The sequence below is a fragment of the Noviherbaspirillum sp. genome (assembly GCF_036563305.1).
Classification (GTDB): Bacteria; Pseudomonadota; Gammaproteobacteria; order Burkholderiales; family Burkholderiaceae_D; genus Noviherbaspirillum.
The window spans coordinates 69,920-83,496 of record NZ_DATCMQ010000007.1 but is presented as its reverse complement, the minus strand read 5'-3'; the positions used below and the strand labels follow the sequence as shown (position 1 = coordinate 83,496).

Sequence of the window (13,577 nt, the reverse complement as noted above, 5' to 3'; positions counted from 1 at the left end):
AAAATTGCCTTATTTCCATTTCCGCACGGTATTTTCGGGATTTTTTACGACAAGCTTGCGCATGCTCGATCCTGTCGGCGGCAAAACCTTTTATACTGTACACCCATACAGCAAAGACACGATCCCATGAAACTGTTTGAAGGTCACAAACTGCATGCCGCCCGCGCGCGGCTCGCGCTTGCGGTCGATGCGATCGCCGAACGCTACCGCACTGCCGGCCATCCACTGACATGGCGGCTGGTACACGAAATCGAGAAAGAGGCACTGCAGGCGCTGGAGCAGGCCGGCGATCTCGACAAGCGCTACATCCGCATGTTGCGCTCCTCGCGCTGGGGGTACGTCCCGCGCGTCAATCAGCCCGCCGATCTCGACAGCTGCGACGCGCTGCCGGTCGCCGTCAAGATGATCCGCGCGGCCTACTGCACGGTCCACTGAAGCGGCACATCGCACGCCTCACTCACTGACACTGCAATCTCCGGCGGCGATTGACGCAGCGCTGTAGCGCGAAACCTCCTGCCGCCGCGCGACTCCAATCTTCAGCGCCTGGAATCTCTCCAGGCCTCCAGTCGCGGGCCATGTCATGCACTCCCTCCTCATCGCAAGAATTTTTCTCCTCCTGGTGGTTTTCACGCTTGCGGTACCGGAGTCCTATGCCAAGCGTGCCGGCAGCGGCCGCTCGAGCGGCAGGCAGTCCTCCGCAGTCCGGCAGCCGCCCGCCCCGCCTAGGACGGCACCGGCACCAACGCCGGCACAACCGCCCGTCTCCGCCCAACCCGCACCCGCCAATGCGCCGCTGCCGCCGGCTCCCCAGCACACGCTGCCGCGCGAGGCCGGCAGTCCCTGGGGCGGCATGCTCGGCGGCGCCTTGCTTGGCCTCGGCCTGGGATCACTGATATCGGGCGATCGCCAGGCGGATACCGTCACGCAGTCGGAAGGCAGCAGCGGAAATGCCGGGGGCAGCAGCGCCTCCGGCGCAGGCGAATCCACGATCCCGGCTCAGCAGGCAAATGAGCCTGTGCCCCAGAACAAGCTCGGCCCGGGCCTCCTGCTGGCCGTCTTCGCACTGATCGTATTCATTGCCGCCAGACGGTTACGCACCCGCCGGCGTTGACGCGGCAGCGGACGACGCCGATATCGGGCCGCCCACCCTCGCATCGCCGTTCCTTATTGCTTGCGCCCCACGAAGCCGCCCACGATAGTGGCGCCGCTGCCATTCGACAGCGTGAAGGTGCCGCCGATCTCGGCCGGTCCCGCGCCACTGGTCCCCGTCGTCACCACTGGTCCGAAGTAGCGTGCACCGAGCCCTCCCGACAGCGTGCCATTGCCGACCGGCGCCCTCAGGTAATTGGCGACGTTCGATCCCGCCGCTCCCATCTGCACGACCGCATTCAGCGTTGCCGGCACCGGCGTCTGTGCCTCGTTGTCGGTGCGCGTGTTCTGGATCGCCACGGTTACCTGGCGCGTGGCGAAATTGACCGTCACCTGTGCGACGCCACGATAGAACGAAGCTTCGGCCGTGCCGTTGGGGGCGTACCAGCCATAGACCTGTGCCGCGTAGCTCGCAGAACCGGTGGCCGGCACCTGTGACGGCATCGTCACGGGGCCGTAGGCAACCATGCCGTTGCGGCTCTGGTTGTGTTCATCGGTGCCGGCACCCGCGGTCCATTCGACGATCTGCACCGTATCTTGCGTCACCCAGGCGGCGAGGTTCGCATACTGGTAGCCCCAGTTGCTGAAGAAGCGATAGCCCTTGGATCCCGGGAACGGCACGCCGGGGCCATTGCCCCCCGGGAGAACGGTGGGATTGCCGTTGGCATCCGGCGGTCCGTCGCCCGCATGAACATCGCCGTCGCCGTGCAGGCGGCTGACGCTGGCCGAGTGGGGAATCAAGCCGCCTCCCGCCCAGTCCCCGGCCTGGGTCTGCAGGCCGGCGGTCTCGGTCGTCGGACAAGGCGAATAGCCGCAGCGGCTCGGCTCTGCACGCGGGAAGTAGCTGTTGTTCGCGTAGTTGAGCTGGGTGCCGGCCGTGCCTTTCGTGGCGAAATCGAAGAAGCCGAGATTGGAACGGGCCGGCAGCGCGGCAAACGAGATCAGGCCGTTCGCGTCGATGGTGACCCGTCCCTGTGTGGTGCGGAAGGTCTCGACAATGATCGGACGTTCAATCTTGCCGTCCCAGGAAATGCCGAGGTTGCGCAGCAACAGCACCGGGCTGGAAATGCTGCCGTCGCCCGCCTTCGCCACGCGCACCTCGGCGTAACCGCCCGAGGCCGGCGCGAGGCCGTAAGCCGTCGCCTTGTTGACGATGGGCGTGGCGAGGTCGTTGGTGGACTTGCCATAGGCCTGGACACCGGATGCCGTCAGCGCCACGCCGTTTTCGGTACGCAGGATAGTGTCGCCGCTGCAGTGGTAGAGACTGCCGTCGACGCAGGACATGGTGAGGCTTGCTCCAGGAACCGGCGCCGGCAGGCCGGGCGTCGGGGTCGGGGTCGGGGTTGGCGCCGGTCCGGGCGACGGCGTGGTCGTCGCATACTCGCAGATCTTGTCCGCGCCGGGCAGTGGATCGCCGAACACTTCATTCGAGCATTCGATTGCGCCGGTGACCGTACGTGTCGCCCAGCTGCCGTTCAGGCCGTAGCGGACCTGGGTAGTGCCGGGCACGGTGCAGGTGCCGTACTCATCCGCACATTTGACCCAGGCCGGCGCTGGTGTCGGTGTCGGTGTCGGTGTCGGTGTCGGTGTCGGTGCGGGCGATGAGGTGATCGTCACGTACTCGCAGATCTTGTCCGCACCCGGCAACGGGTCCCCGAACACTTCATTCGAACACGAAATCGATCCGGTGGCGGTGCGCTTTGCCCAGGAGCCATTGAGGCCGTAGCGGACTTCCCTCGTGCCGTTGAAGGTGCAGACGCCGTATTCATCCGCACATTTCGTCCAGACTTCGGGAGCAAGCCTGGTGTCCCCGCCGCTGCCCGTTCCCCCGCCCCCTGCCTGATCACCGCTGCCGCCGCCACACGCGCTGAGACTGCCGGCCAGCGCCAGCATCAGGCCCGACAACTGCCTCCCCGATTTCTGCATCTCTTCTCTCCTGGAATGAAGTCATGCCGAAAGTCTAAGATTGCAGTTTTATTAACGTTTGACGACTGTCAACCGCTTAACACATCGCATATCTGTTAAGAAACAAAGTTGGGCAATCGATAGAAAGTTTCGTTTATACTGGTTTTTTATACAGTATTTATGCAATGCTCTCCTTGTCCTCCCTGCCCGCGTATGCCGAACTCCAATGCATGACCAACTTCAGTTTCCTGCGAGGCGCGTCACATGGAGAAGAACTTGCCGCGCGCGCAGCCCAGCTGGGCTATGCCGCCCTGGGAATTACGGATGAATGCTCGCTGGCGGGCGTGGTACGGGCGCATGTGGAGGCAAAGAAGATCGGCCTGCACCTGATCGTCGGCAGCCAGTTCCAGCTGGTCGAGGAGGATGGCACGCCGGCCTTTTCGCTGATCCTGCTGGCCTGCAACCGCGAAGGCTACGGCAACTTGTGTGAACTGATCACGCTGGGTCGTACCCGTGCCGAGAAAGGCAGCTATCGGCTGCTGCCGGCAGACATCGAAGCGCCGCCGGAAGACCTTGCACACCTGCGCGGCATGCCGCACTGCCTCGCCATCCTGACACCTGCCCATGGAATCGATGCCGGGCGGCTGTCGTCCCAGGCAACGTGGCTGCGCGACGTCTTTCCGGAGCGCGCGTGGATTGCGATGACCCTGCTGCTGCGGGCAGGCGACGATCATCATCGCGCCACTATCGAGCGGGTTGCACATGCGCAGGGGCTGCCGGTGGTCGCGACCGGCGACGTCTGCATGCATGTACGTTCACGCAAGCCCTTGCAGGATGCGCTGACGGCGGTCCGGCTCGGCCAGCCGATCGCGGAATGCGGCTATGCGCTGGCGCCGAATGCGGAGCAGCACCTGCGCTCGCGGCTGCGGCTGGGGAACATCTACCCGCCGGCGGCGCTCGCGGAAACCCTGGAGATTGCGCGGCGGTGCACGTTCTCGCTGGATGAGTTGCGCTACGAATACCCGGACGAACTGGTGCCGGAAGGCGAAACCCCGGCCAGCTACCTGCGCAAGGAAACCTATATCGGCGCCGAACAGCGCTACCCGGGCGGCATCCCGCTGCAGGTGCAGCGCCAGCTCGAACACGAACTGGCGCTGATCGCCGAGATGGGCTACGAGCCCTACTTCCTGACGGTATTCGATATCGTCCGCTTCGCCCGCAGCCGCCACATCCTGTGCCAGGGGCGCGGCTCGGCGGCGAACTCCGCGGTCTGCTACTGCCTCCACGTGACCGAAGTCGACCCCTCGCGCGGCAACCTGCTGTTCGAGCGCTTCATCTCGAAGGAGCGCAACGAGCCGCCGGACATCGACGTCGATTTCGAGCACCAGCGGCGCGAGGAAGTGATCCAGTACGTGTACCGGAAATACGGACGCATGCGCGCTGCGCTGACCGCAGTGGTGATCAGCTACAAGCCGCGCAGCGTGCTCCGCGATGTCGGCAAGGCGCTCGGCGTCGATCCCGGCATCATCGACCAGGTCGCCGGGTCCCATCGCTGGTGGGACGGCAAGAACGGACTGGCGGAACGCTTCACGGAATGCGGCATGGATCCGGACACGCCGATCGCGCACCATTGGGCATCGATCGCGGAAAAGCTGATGTATTTCCCGCGCCACCTGTCCCAGCATCCGGGCGGTTTCGTGATCGCGCGGGGCAAGCTGTCGCGCCTCGTGCCGATCGAAAATGCGACGATGCCGGAGCGCAGCGTGGTGCAATGGGACAAGGACGATCTCGACGCACTCGGCCTGCTGAAGGTCGACCTGCTCGCGCTCGGCATGCTGTCGATGATACGGCGCGCGCTGGACATGATCACCGATCTGCGCGGCGAGCCTTTCGGCATGCAGGACATCCCGAAGGAAGATCCCGCCACTTACGCCATGATCCGGGAAGCCGACACCATCGGCGTGTTCCAGATCGAGAGCCGGGCGCAGATGACGATGCTGCCGCGGCTGCGCCCGCGCCAGTTCTACGACCTGGTGATCCAGGTCGCCATCGTCCGGCCCGGACCGATACAGGGCGGCATGGTGCATCCCTACCTGCGGCGACGACAGGGACTGGAACTGGTCAGCTATCCCAAGGAGGAAATCAAGCCGGCGCTGGAGCGTACCTGCGGTGTGCCCATCTTCCAGGAACAGGTCATGCAGATCGCCATGCTGGCGGCCGGCTTCAGCGCGGGAGAGGCGGACCAGCTGCGCCGGGCGATGGCGGCATGGCGGCGCAAGGGCGAGATGTTCCGTTTCCAGCAGAAGCTGCGGGACGGGATGGCGAAGAAAGGCTACGAGGCGGACTTCATCGAATCCATCGTGCAGCAGGTCGAGGGCTTCGCCTCCTACGGCTTTCCCGAAAGCCATGCAGCGAGCTTTGCGCTGCTGGCCTATGCCAGTTCATGGATCAAGTGCCATGAACCGGCGGTATTCCTGGCGGCGCTGCTCAACAGCCAGCCGATGGGCTTTTATGCGCCCTCCCAGCTGGTGCAGGATGCGCGTCGCCATGGCGTGGAGGTACGTCCGGTGGACGTGACGGCCAGCGACTGGGAAAGCACCCTGGAACCGGAGGGCGACGTACATGCCGTTCGGCTCGGCCTGAACCTGGTGCGCGGCTTGCCGCGTGAGGCAGGCTGGCGCATCGAGGAAGCGCGCGCAGTGCAGCCCTTTTCCGGCATCGACGACCTGGCGCTGCGCGCACAGCTGCGCCGCCAGGACCTGGAAGCGCTGGCCAATGCGAATGCCTTGCGGGCACTTGCCGGCAACCGGCGCCAGGCATTATGGGAAGCCGTGGCCGGCGCAGCCGACAAGGACCTGCTGCGCGGCGCGCCGGTGCGGGAGGAAGCGGTGCAGCTCGCCGCGCCAAGCGAGGGTGAAGGCATCGTCGCCGACTACCACATGACGGGACTCACGCTGGAGCGCCATCCGCTGGCGCTGCTGCGCCCGCAGCTGCATGCACGGCGCTTCCTGCCGGCGGAGGTGCTCAACACCTTCGTCAACGGCCAGCTCGCGCGTGGCTGCGGCATCGTCACCGTGCGCCAGCGCCCGTCCACCGCCAGCGGGACGGTATTCGTCACCATCGAGGATGAAACCGGCCCTGTGAACGTGATCGTCTGGCCCGGCCTGGTCGACCGGCAGCGCAAGGAACTGCTCGGCGCCCGCCTGCTCGGGGTCTACGGCATCTGGCAATGCGAAGGCAAGGTGCGGCACCTGGTGGCAAAGCGCCTGGTCGACCTCACGCCGCTGCTGGGCCGCCTGGTGACGCACAGCAGGGATTTTGCATGACGACGCCCTGGAATGAATGTCAAGGGAACCACGCAACACGCCGGGAAATCCACTTGGCGCGGCCGTCCCCGGATGCCTACAATGCCTGACACATCTCACCGCAGTTTCCATGAAGCCTGAATTCGATTCCGTACTCCATCTGCTGCACGGCTCCGCCGGCGGCACGCTCGCCACCCATTCCCAGCAACTGCCCGGCTACCCTTACGCCACCGCATTGCCGTTCGCGCCCGATGAAGCCCATCGCCCGGTCTTCCTTGCCAGCGGCCTGGCGGAACACACGAAGAACCTGCTGGCCGACAGCCGCGCCAGCTTCCTGGTCGCCGGCGGCGACGCCGGGCCGGCTGCACCCCGCGTGACCCTGCTCGGCGACGCCGTGCAGATCGAGGCTGCGCCGGCGCTGCAGGCGCGCTACCTTCGCTATCAGCCCGATGCGGAGCAATACCTCGCGCTCGGCGATTTCGCCTTCTTCCTGCTGCAGCCGAAACGCGCCCGCATCATCGGCGGCTTTGCGCAGATGGGCTGGATGGAGGAAGCGGACTGGCGCGATGCCATGGTCCTGGCCCTGGAGGATGAAGCGACACTGATCCAGGACCTGCTGGGTGAACTGCCGCCACGGGTACGCTTGATCGGTCTCGACTGTTACGGCATCGATGTCGAAAGGCAGGGACAGCGCGAGCGCCAGCGCTTCCCCGGCATGCTCGATTCGGTCGAGCAGATCCGCCTCAGCGCCAAACGCCTGCTGAGCGCCTTGTAAGTCAGGAGAAAAGAATGTCCGGCCCGGCCTCGGCCAGGGTCGCGCAGCCGCACAAGGCCATCGCGATTTCCAGTTCATCCCGCAGCAGCCGCAGTACATGGGACACACCCATCGCGCCGGCATTGGCGAGCCCGAACACATAGGGGCGCCCGACCAGCACCGCATTGGCGCCGAGCGCGATCGCCTTCAGCACATCGGTGCCGCGGCGGATACCGCCATCGACCAGCACCGGATAGCCGGCGCCGACCGCCGAGCGCACGCGCGGCAGCAATGCGGCGGTGGCGGGCATGGTGTCCAGGGTGCGGCCGCCATGGTTGGACACGATGATGGCGGCCGCGCCGGCAGCGACGGCGATGCGGGCATCCTCCGGGTGGGTGATGCCTTTCAGGATGACAGGCAAGCCCGTCACGCTTCGCAGCCATTCTATGTCGGACCAGTCGGGCGCATGCGCCAGGAGACCGTCGAACATGCGGCTCTGGTGCGCCGCCAGTGCAATCGGCGCAGCGGGCGGCAGGCCCTGCAGGTTGACGGCGGAAATGCCGGCCGGCAGACGAAAGCCGGCCCGGCGCTCGCGGTCGCGCGCACCGCTGCTGGACGCGTCCACGGTGACCACCAGCGCCTCGTAACCGGCGCGTTCGGCGCGCTGCACCAGCTCCCGCGTAAAGTCGCGGTCATGCTGGAAATACAGCTGGAACCAGAGCGGGCCGCGCGTCGCCTCACCCAGCGCGGCCTGCGCCACCTGCTCCAGCGGCAGGCTGGACTGGCTGCTCAGCACCAGCCCGGCGCCCTGCATGGCAGCAGCATAGGCGCTGGCGATCTCGCCGTCGGCATGTGCCAGGCGCTGGAAAGCCACCGGCGCCAGCAGCACCGGATGCGCCAGCGTGCGCCCCAGAAGCTGGACCCGGGTATGCCCGCCCGCCAGGCGCCGCAGGACCCGCGTCGACAGCCGGATGTCATCCCATGCCGCGCGATTGGCCCGCAGCGTGATTTCATCCCCTGCACCGCCCGCGAAATAGGCCCAGGCATTGTCGTCGAGGCGGCCGCGCGCATGCTGCTCATGGTCGGCGAGCGAGACGATGCCGGACGGGATGGCCTCGACGGCGGGGATGGGGTTCATGGTGCGCGGCTCAGGTCGAAGTGCGCATGTCGGAATTCAGGTGTCGGCCCACATGCGCAGCAGGTTATGGTAAGTCCCGGTCAGTTGCACCACCGACGGCTCCTGTTCGCCAAGGGAATCGCGCAGTTTCAGCAGCGCCATGTCCATTTCGAAAAGCAGTTGGCGCTGGTCCGCGCCGCGTACCATGCTCTCGATCCAGAAGAAGCTGGCCAGGCGCGCGCCGCGCGTGACGGGCGTCACCTGGTGCAGGGTCGTGCCGGGATAGAGCACAAGATCGCCCGCCGGCAGTTTGACGCGCCGCTCGCCCTGCGGGTCCTGGACCACCAGCTCGCCGCCATCGTACTCGTCCGGCTCTGCGAGGAACAGCGTGCAGGACACATCGGTGCGCACCCATTGGGCCGGGTTGCGCGAATAAAGAACGGCGCCGTCGATATGCGCGCCGTAGTGGTTGCTGCCGCCGCTGTAGCGGTTGAACAGCGGGTTGAATATCTTGCGCGGCAGCGCCGCCGAAAAGAACAGCGGGTCGCGCTGCACCGCGGCCAGCACCAGCGACTGCAGCTGGCGCGAGACATCGCTGTCCTGCGCCAGCTGTTCGTTGTTCTTGCGGGCGACCGCCTGGCCGCCCGCGCTGACCCGACCGTCCACCCACGGCGCGCCCGCGCCGAGCAGCGCACGGGCGGTGGCGATTTCGTCGCGGGTGAGGACGTTCTTCAGGTGCAGGAGCATCGCATGCCTTCCTAGAACATGGCCTTCAGCGTCAGTTCCACGCGACGCGGCGCGCCCGGGGCATAGAACCCGCGGTACAGCGAGTCGGCATAGAGCTTGTCGGTCAGGTTGGAGACGTTCAGCTTGGCGGACCAGGTCTCGTTGATCGTGTACTCCGCCATCGCGTCGAACACCGTGAAGCTGTCGGCCGTGACGTGCCGCGCCCCTTCCGGATTCTGCTTGCCGCGGTAGGTCAGGCCTGCCCCGAGGCGCAGTTCCGGCAGGATCCGATAGGTGGTCCAGAGGCTGCCGCTATGCTTCGGCGTCAGGCCCGGGCGGTCGCCCTCGACCTGAGCGCCCGTGCCGGCCGCGTTGAGCGCAACGTTGCTCTTGTCGATCTTGGCGGACGGGATCCAGGTGTGGTTGAAGAAGACTTCCCACTTTGGCGTGATGCGGCCGGCGAGATTGAATTCCATGCCCGACGCATGACGCTTTCCCGAGAGAAGCTGTTGGTCGGACGCGGTGTCCGGGTCGGTATTGCGCTCGTTGTACTTCTCGCTGTAGAACGCGGCAACGCCGAGCGAAGCGCGCTTTTCGAACAGCTCCCACTTGCCGCCCAGCTCGAAGTTGCGGCTCTTTTCCGCCGGTGTGTTGGCGTCGCGCTCGGCCTGCGAGCCCGGTGTCGGTGCGCCAGGCGCGAACTGATAGGTATCGCCCGACGTATTGTACGAAGTACCGTAGGACACGTAGTACGACGCCCAGTCGCTCGGCTGGAACAGAGCGCCGACGCGCGGCGACCACAGGTTCTCGCTGCGATCGTTGCTCACGCCGGCCGCCGTGTTGTACTTGGCCGTGAAGTGGTCGAAACGCAGGCCGCCGAGCAGCTTCAGCGTATCGGTGATGCTGACCATGTCTTGTGCGTACAGGCCAATGTTGCGCGCGTCGAAGTCGTTGTACACCGGCCGGCCACGCGTGTCGGCGCGCCAGTCGCCATCGTTCGGCGTTCCTACTGTGGTCGTCAACGGGCTGGTGGGCCCTGCAAAGCTGTTGTTGCGCTTGGCATCCTCCTGGTACAGGTCGACGCCTGCCAGCAGTTCGTGCTGCCGGCCGCCGAAATTGAACTTGCCGGAGTAGTCGCTCGACAGCTGAGTCGTGTCGCTGACTGCGGCGCGTCCCTTTGGAACGCGGCGCAGCACGGTATTGTCATTGATGTTGTCGCGCGTCGTGCCCGGCGTGGCGATCTGGATCACGCTTGCCCACAGGTCCCGCTCGTACCGGCCGTGACGCACCTGAGTTTTGACCTGGCTGCCGTTGTCAAAGCGATGCGTATGGGCGAAGGTGCCATAGGTGGCACGGGTGTCGAGGTAGTCGCTGGTGAAACCGTAGTAATTCTTGGCCGGCAGCGACTCGATGATGGTGCCGCGATTGCCCCCCGAGAGGAACCAGGGATTGCTGTAGGTCGGACGGCCGTCGATGTCGAGGTGAAAGAGGCCCACGGTGAACTCGTCGCGGGTGCCGATGCCCCAACTGTAGGTAGGAGCGATGCCGAGCTTCTTCTGCTTGGCGCCCCAGTTGTGGGCATCGTGCACCATCGCATTCAAGCGCAGGGCGGCATCGTCGCCGGTCTTGATGTTGAAGTCGCCCGTGAAGCGATGCAGGTCGCCGCTGCCGACGGTGTAGGTCACCTCGTTCTGGTTGAACAGGAAGGGCATCTTGCTGACCTGGTTGACGATACCACCGGTCGAGCCCTTGCCGAACAACATCGATGCCGACCCCTTCAGCACCTCGATGCGATCGTTGTTGAAGGTATCGCGCTCGTACAGCGCGCCATCACGCAGCCCGTCGGTATAGATGTCGCCCGCCTGGCCGAGCGAGAAGCCGCGCAGACGCACGTCTTCCTCGCCGGTCTCGCCCGCCTGGAAGGTCACGCCGGCAGTCGTGCGCAGCACTTCGCGGAAGTCGTCGAGATTCCGGTCGTCGATCAGGCGCTCGGTCATGACGGTGACCGACTGCGGAATGTCACGCAGCTCCTGCGTGCCCTTGCCGATGCCGGTCGTGGTGGTGCGCAGCGATTCCTTGCTCAGGGTCTCGCGCTGTCCCTGCACTTCCACCGTCGGCATCACCTGGTCGCGCGAGGCAGGCGCCTGCGCGACGTTCTGGGCGGTTGCGGAGACCGATGCGGCAAGCATCAGCGCACCGAGCGGCAGGCTCGCCGCCAGGCGGATCTCCGGCTGGACGGCGTGCCGGGTTTGCTGCGGACGTTGTCTTGCCTCCGGCGCCCGGCGTTTTACCAGTTTCTTTTTCATTGTGAATCCCTGTACGTGGTGAATTGAAGTGTCAGGCTGGCTATCAACAGGGACTGGCTGGCTGCGACATGACGAGAAATGAAAACGGAATGCTTTTACTTGTACCCGACGCGGTCGAGGATCTTCTGGGCCGGGATCTGATTCTTGCCGATGGCGGTGAACGAGACGTTTTCGGTCTTGAAGTCGCCCATCTGCTGCAGCACCGGGTTCTTCGCCACCGCCGTCTTCACGACCGGCCACTCGTTGTTGCCGTTGGCGAAATAGGCCTGGGCTTCGTCGCTGGCAAGGTATTCAAGGAACTTGACGGCGGCGTCGCGGTGCGGGGCATTCCTGGCGACTGCGCCACCTGCGACGTTGATGTGAGTGCCGGAAGTACCCTGGTTCGGCCACACAAAGCCAACCTTGTTCATCATCTCGCGGTCTTCCGATTTGTTGGAGCGCAGCAGGCGAGCGTAGTAGTAGCTGTTGGCGAGGGCCACGGCGCATTCGCCCGAGGCGACGCCCTTGATCTGGTCGGTGTCGCCGCCCTGCGGAGGACGGGCAAAATTGGCGACCATGCCCTGGGCCCATTTCTCGGTCGCCGGCTCGCCGTTGCGCTCGATCATGGCGCCGATCAGGGACAGCATGTACGGGTGTGCGCCGGAACGGGTGCAGACCTTGCCCTTGTTGACCGGGTCGGCGAGCGACTCGTACGTGGCCACCTCATCGCGCTTCACGCGCACCTTGTTGTATACGATGATGCGAGCCCGGGTCGACAGGCCGAACCACTGTGCGCCCTGCCCCTCGTCACCGCCGCGCAGGTTGACGGGAATCCGCTCCTCCAGCACTTTCGAGCGCACCGGCTGGAACTGGCCTTCGACCTGCGCGCGCCAGAGGCGGGCGGCGTCGACCAGCAGGATCACGTCGGCCGGGCTGTTCTTTCCTTCGTTGCGCAGGCGCTCCATCAACGCCGCGTCATCTGCTTCGATCCGGTTGATACGGATGCCGGTCTGCTGGGTGAACTTGTTGTAGAGCTCCTCGTCGGTCTGGTAGTGACGCGCCGAGTACAGGTTCAGCACCTTGTCCTGGGCTTGCACGGAAGCGACGGCGACGAGCGAGAGGGCGGCGGCGATGGCGTTGCAAAGAGTGACTTTCATGGATGTCCTGGTCAAGTGCGAAAGTGGTTGATGAATGGGGACTACCTTGCAGCTTCGGGATCGGTGATGAAACCGATCTTGTTCAGCCCCCCGGTCTGCGCCGCCGCCATCAGCCGGGCGACGTTCTCGTACGGGGTCTTGCGGTCGGCGCGCAGGTGCAGTTCCGGCTGCGGCGACTGCGCGGAGGCGACCGCGATGTTCTCCTTCAGTGCCTGCTCGTCGACGGCGTTGCCGTTCCAGCTGATGATGCCCTGCGCATCGATCGACACTTCGACGTGCGGCGGCTTGACGTCATTGGGCTGGCTCGCCGCGCGCGGAAGGTCGAGCTTCACCGCGTGATTGATCACCGGGATGGTGATGATGAAGATGATGAGCAGGACCAGCATGACGTCGACCAGCGGCGTCATGTTGATCTCCGCCATCACGTCATCGTCGTTGTCGGGATTCCCGAAGCTCATGCCTCCCCCTTGCGCAGGCTGACGACATTCTGCGGCGCCTGTCCGACGCGGCCGCCGGTGATCAGGTACGCATGCAGGTCATGCGCGAAATTGGACAGCTGCGACAGCAGCGCCTTGTTGCTGCGGGTGAGTGCGTTGTAGCCAAGCACCGCCGGGATGGCAACGATCAGGCCGAAGGCGGTCATGATGAGTGCCTCGCCTACGGGGCCGGCAACCCGGTCGATGCTGGCCTGTCCGGTGACGCCGATGCCGACCAGTGCGTGATAGATGCCCCAGACGGTGCCGAACAGGCCGACGAAAGGAGCAGTGCTGCCCACCGACGCCAGCACCTGCAGTCCGCTTTGCAGACGGCCGGTGACGTTCTCGATCGAGCGGCGCAGGCAGCTGGTCACCCATTCGCTGAGATTGAGTGCGCCGTGCAGGTCTTCCTTGCTCATCGCGTGATGGAGCGCGGCGTTGGCGCCGTCCTCGGCAAGTGCGCGGAACGGATTGCTGCGGCGGTCGGGGGTCAGCATGTTCATGCCCTCTTCCAGGCTCTTGCTGTGCCAGAACTTCTCGTTGGCCACCGCCGCCTGGCGGCGCAGGCGCACCAGGCTCCAGGCCTTGACCACCATGACGTACCAGGAAAGGATGGACATGATGAGGAGGACGATCGCCACAGCGCGCGTGATGGAATCGCCTTGCTGCCAGAGGTTGGCAATACCGTAGGGGTTGTTCATGA

General features: G+C 65.3%; 11 protein-coding genes. 4 read left to right on the top strand and 7 right to left on the bottom strand.

Annotated elements, in window-relative coordinates:
- Positions 1-126: 126 nt before the first annotated feature.
- Both VIM12_RS05330 and VIM12_RS05325 read left to right on the top strand, forming a co-directional pair.
- Entirely contained in the window at positions 127-435 is a 309-nt protein-coding gene (locus tag VIM12_RS05330; RefSeq protein ID WP_331940578.1) for a DUF2471 family protein, read from the top strand.
- Positions 436-580: 145 nt separating this feature from the next.
- Positions 581-1,111 carry a hypothetical protein gene (locus VIM12_RS05325; RefSeq protein WP_331940577.1) on the top strand — a complete coding sequence of 177 codons (531 nt, stop codon included), beginning with the start codon at positions 581-583 and terminating at the stop codon, positions 1,109-1,111.
- Between the two features lie 53 nt (positions 1,112-1,164).
- On the opposite strand, the gene VIM12_RS05320 is transcribed toward VIM12_RS05325, so the two are convergent.
- On the bottom strand, positions 1,165-3,075 hold the full coding sequence (locus VIM12_RS05320) for a hypothetical protein (RefSeq protein WP_331940576.1): 1,911 nt from the start codon (positions 3,073-3,075) through the stop codon (positions 1,165-1,167).
- Positions 3,076-3,239: 164 nt separating this feature from the next.
- Here VIM12_RS05320 and VIM12_RS05315 point away from each other — a divergent pair, with 164 nt between their 5' ends.
- Both VIM12_RS05315 and VIM12_RS05310 read left to right on the top strand, forming a co-directional pair.
- Positions 3,240-6,380 carry an error-prone DNA polymerase gene (locus tag VIM12_RS05315; protein WP_331940575.1) on the top strand — a complete coding sequence of 1,047 codons (3,141 nt, stop codon included), beginning with the start codon at positions 3,240-3,242 and terminating at the stop codon, positions 6,378-6,380.
- A 109-nt stretch (positions 6,381-6,489) separates the two neighbouring features.
- Entirely contained in the window at positions 6,490-7,134 is a 645-nt protein-coding gene (locus tag VIM12_RS05310) for a HugZ family protein (RefSeq protein ID WP_331940574.1), read from the top strand.
- A 1-nt stretch (position 7,135) separates the two neighbouring features.
- Here VIM12_RS05310 and VIM12_RS05305 read toward each other — a convergent pair whose 3' ends face one another.
- From VIM12_RS05305 to VIM12_RS05280, 6 genes are all read right to left on the bottom strand, one after another.
- A complete protein-coding gene (locus VIM12_RS05305) occupies positions 7,136-8,251 on the bottom strand; it encodes an alpha-hydroxy acid oxidase (protein WP_331940573.1) in 1,116 nt (371 codons plus the stop codon).
- A 36-nt stretch (positions 8,252-8,287) separates the two neighbouring features.
- On the bottom strand, positions 8,288-8,977 hold the full coding sequence (locus VIM12_RS05300; RefSeq protein ID WP_331940572.1) for a Fe2+-dependent dioxygenase: 690 nt from the start codon (positions 8,975-8,977) through the stop codon (positions 8,288-8,290).
- Positions 8,978-8,988: 11 nt separating this feature from the next.
- Positions 8,989-11,262 carry a TonB-dependent siderophore receptor gene (locus VIM12_RS05295; RefSeq protein ID WP_331940571.1) on the bottom strand — a complete coding sequence of 758 codons (2,274 nt, stop codon included), beginning with the start codon at positions 11,260-11,262 and terminating at the stop codon, positions 8,989-8,991.
- Positions 11,263-11,357: 95 nt separating this feature from the next.
- Positions 11,358-12,398 (bottom strand): extracellular solute-binding protein, encoded by a 1,041-nt coding sequence (locus VIM12_RS05290; protein ID WP_331940570.1) that lies wholly within the window; start codon positions 12,396-12,398, stop codon positions 11,358-11,360.
- 41 nt (positions 12,399-12,439) lie between these two features.
- Complete coding sequence (locus VIM12_RS05285) at positions 12,440-12,856, bottom strand: biopolymer transporter ExbD (protein WP_331940569.1); 417 nt, start codon at positions 12,854-12,856, stop codon at positions 12,440-12,442.
- A complete protein-coding gene (locus VIM12_RS05280) occupies positions 12,853-13,575 on the bottom strand; it encodes a MotA/TolQ/ExbB proton channel family protein (protein WP_331940568.1) in 723 nt (240 codons plus the stop codon). Before VIM12_RS05280 ends, VIM12_RS05285 begins: the two co-directional genes overlap by 4 nt.
- Positions 13,576-13,577 lie beyond the last annotated feature (2 nt).

Bases quoted from the DNA above. Each gene is read 5' to 3' on its own strand.
- VIM12_RS05330 (WP_331940578.1), top strand. From the start codon at position 127: ATGAAACTGTTTGAAGGTCACAAACTGCATGCCGCCCGCGCGCGGCTC.
- VIM12_RS05325 (WP_331940577.1), top strand. From the start codon at position 581: ATGCACTCCCTCCTCATCGCAAGAATTTTTCTCCTCCTGGTGGTTTTC.
- VIM12_RS05320 (WP_331940576.1), bottom strand. From the start codon at position 3,075: ATGCAGAAATCGGGGAGGCAGTTGTCGGGCCTGATGCTGGCGCTGGCC.
- VIM12_RS05315 (WP_331940575.1), top strand. From the start codon at position 3,240: ATGCTCTCCTTGTCCTCCCTGCCCGCGTATGCCGAACTCCAATGCATG.
- VIM12_RS05310 (WP_331940574.1), top strand. From the start codon at position 6,490: ATGAAGCCTGAATTCGATTCCGTACTCCATCTGCTGCACGGCTCCGCC.
- VIM12_RS05305 (WP_331940573.1), bottom strand. From the start codon at position 8,251: ATGAACCCCATCCCCGCCGTCGAGGCCATCCCGTCCGGCATCGTCTCG.
- VIM12_RS05300 (WP_331940572.1), bottom strand. From the start codon at position 8,977: ATGCTCCTGCACCTGAAGAACGTCCTCACCCGCGACGAAATCGCCACC.
- VIM12_RS05295 (WP_331940571.1), bottom strand. From the start codon at position 11,262: ATGAAAAAGAAACTGGTAAAACGCCGGGCGCCGGAGGCAAGACAACGT.
- VIM12_RS05290 (WP_331940570.1), bottom strand. From the start codon at position 12,398: ATGAAAGTCACTCTTTGCAACGCCATCGCCGCCGCCCTCTCGCTCGTC.
- VIM12_RS05285 (WP_331940569.1), bottom strand. From the start codon at position 12,856: ATGAGCTTCGGGAATCCCGACAACGACGATGACGTGATGGCGGAGATC.
- VIM12_RS05280 (WP_331940568.1), bottom strand. From the start codon at position 13,575: ATGAACAACCCCTACGGTATTGCCAACCTCTGGCAGCAAGGCGATTCC.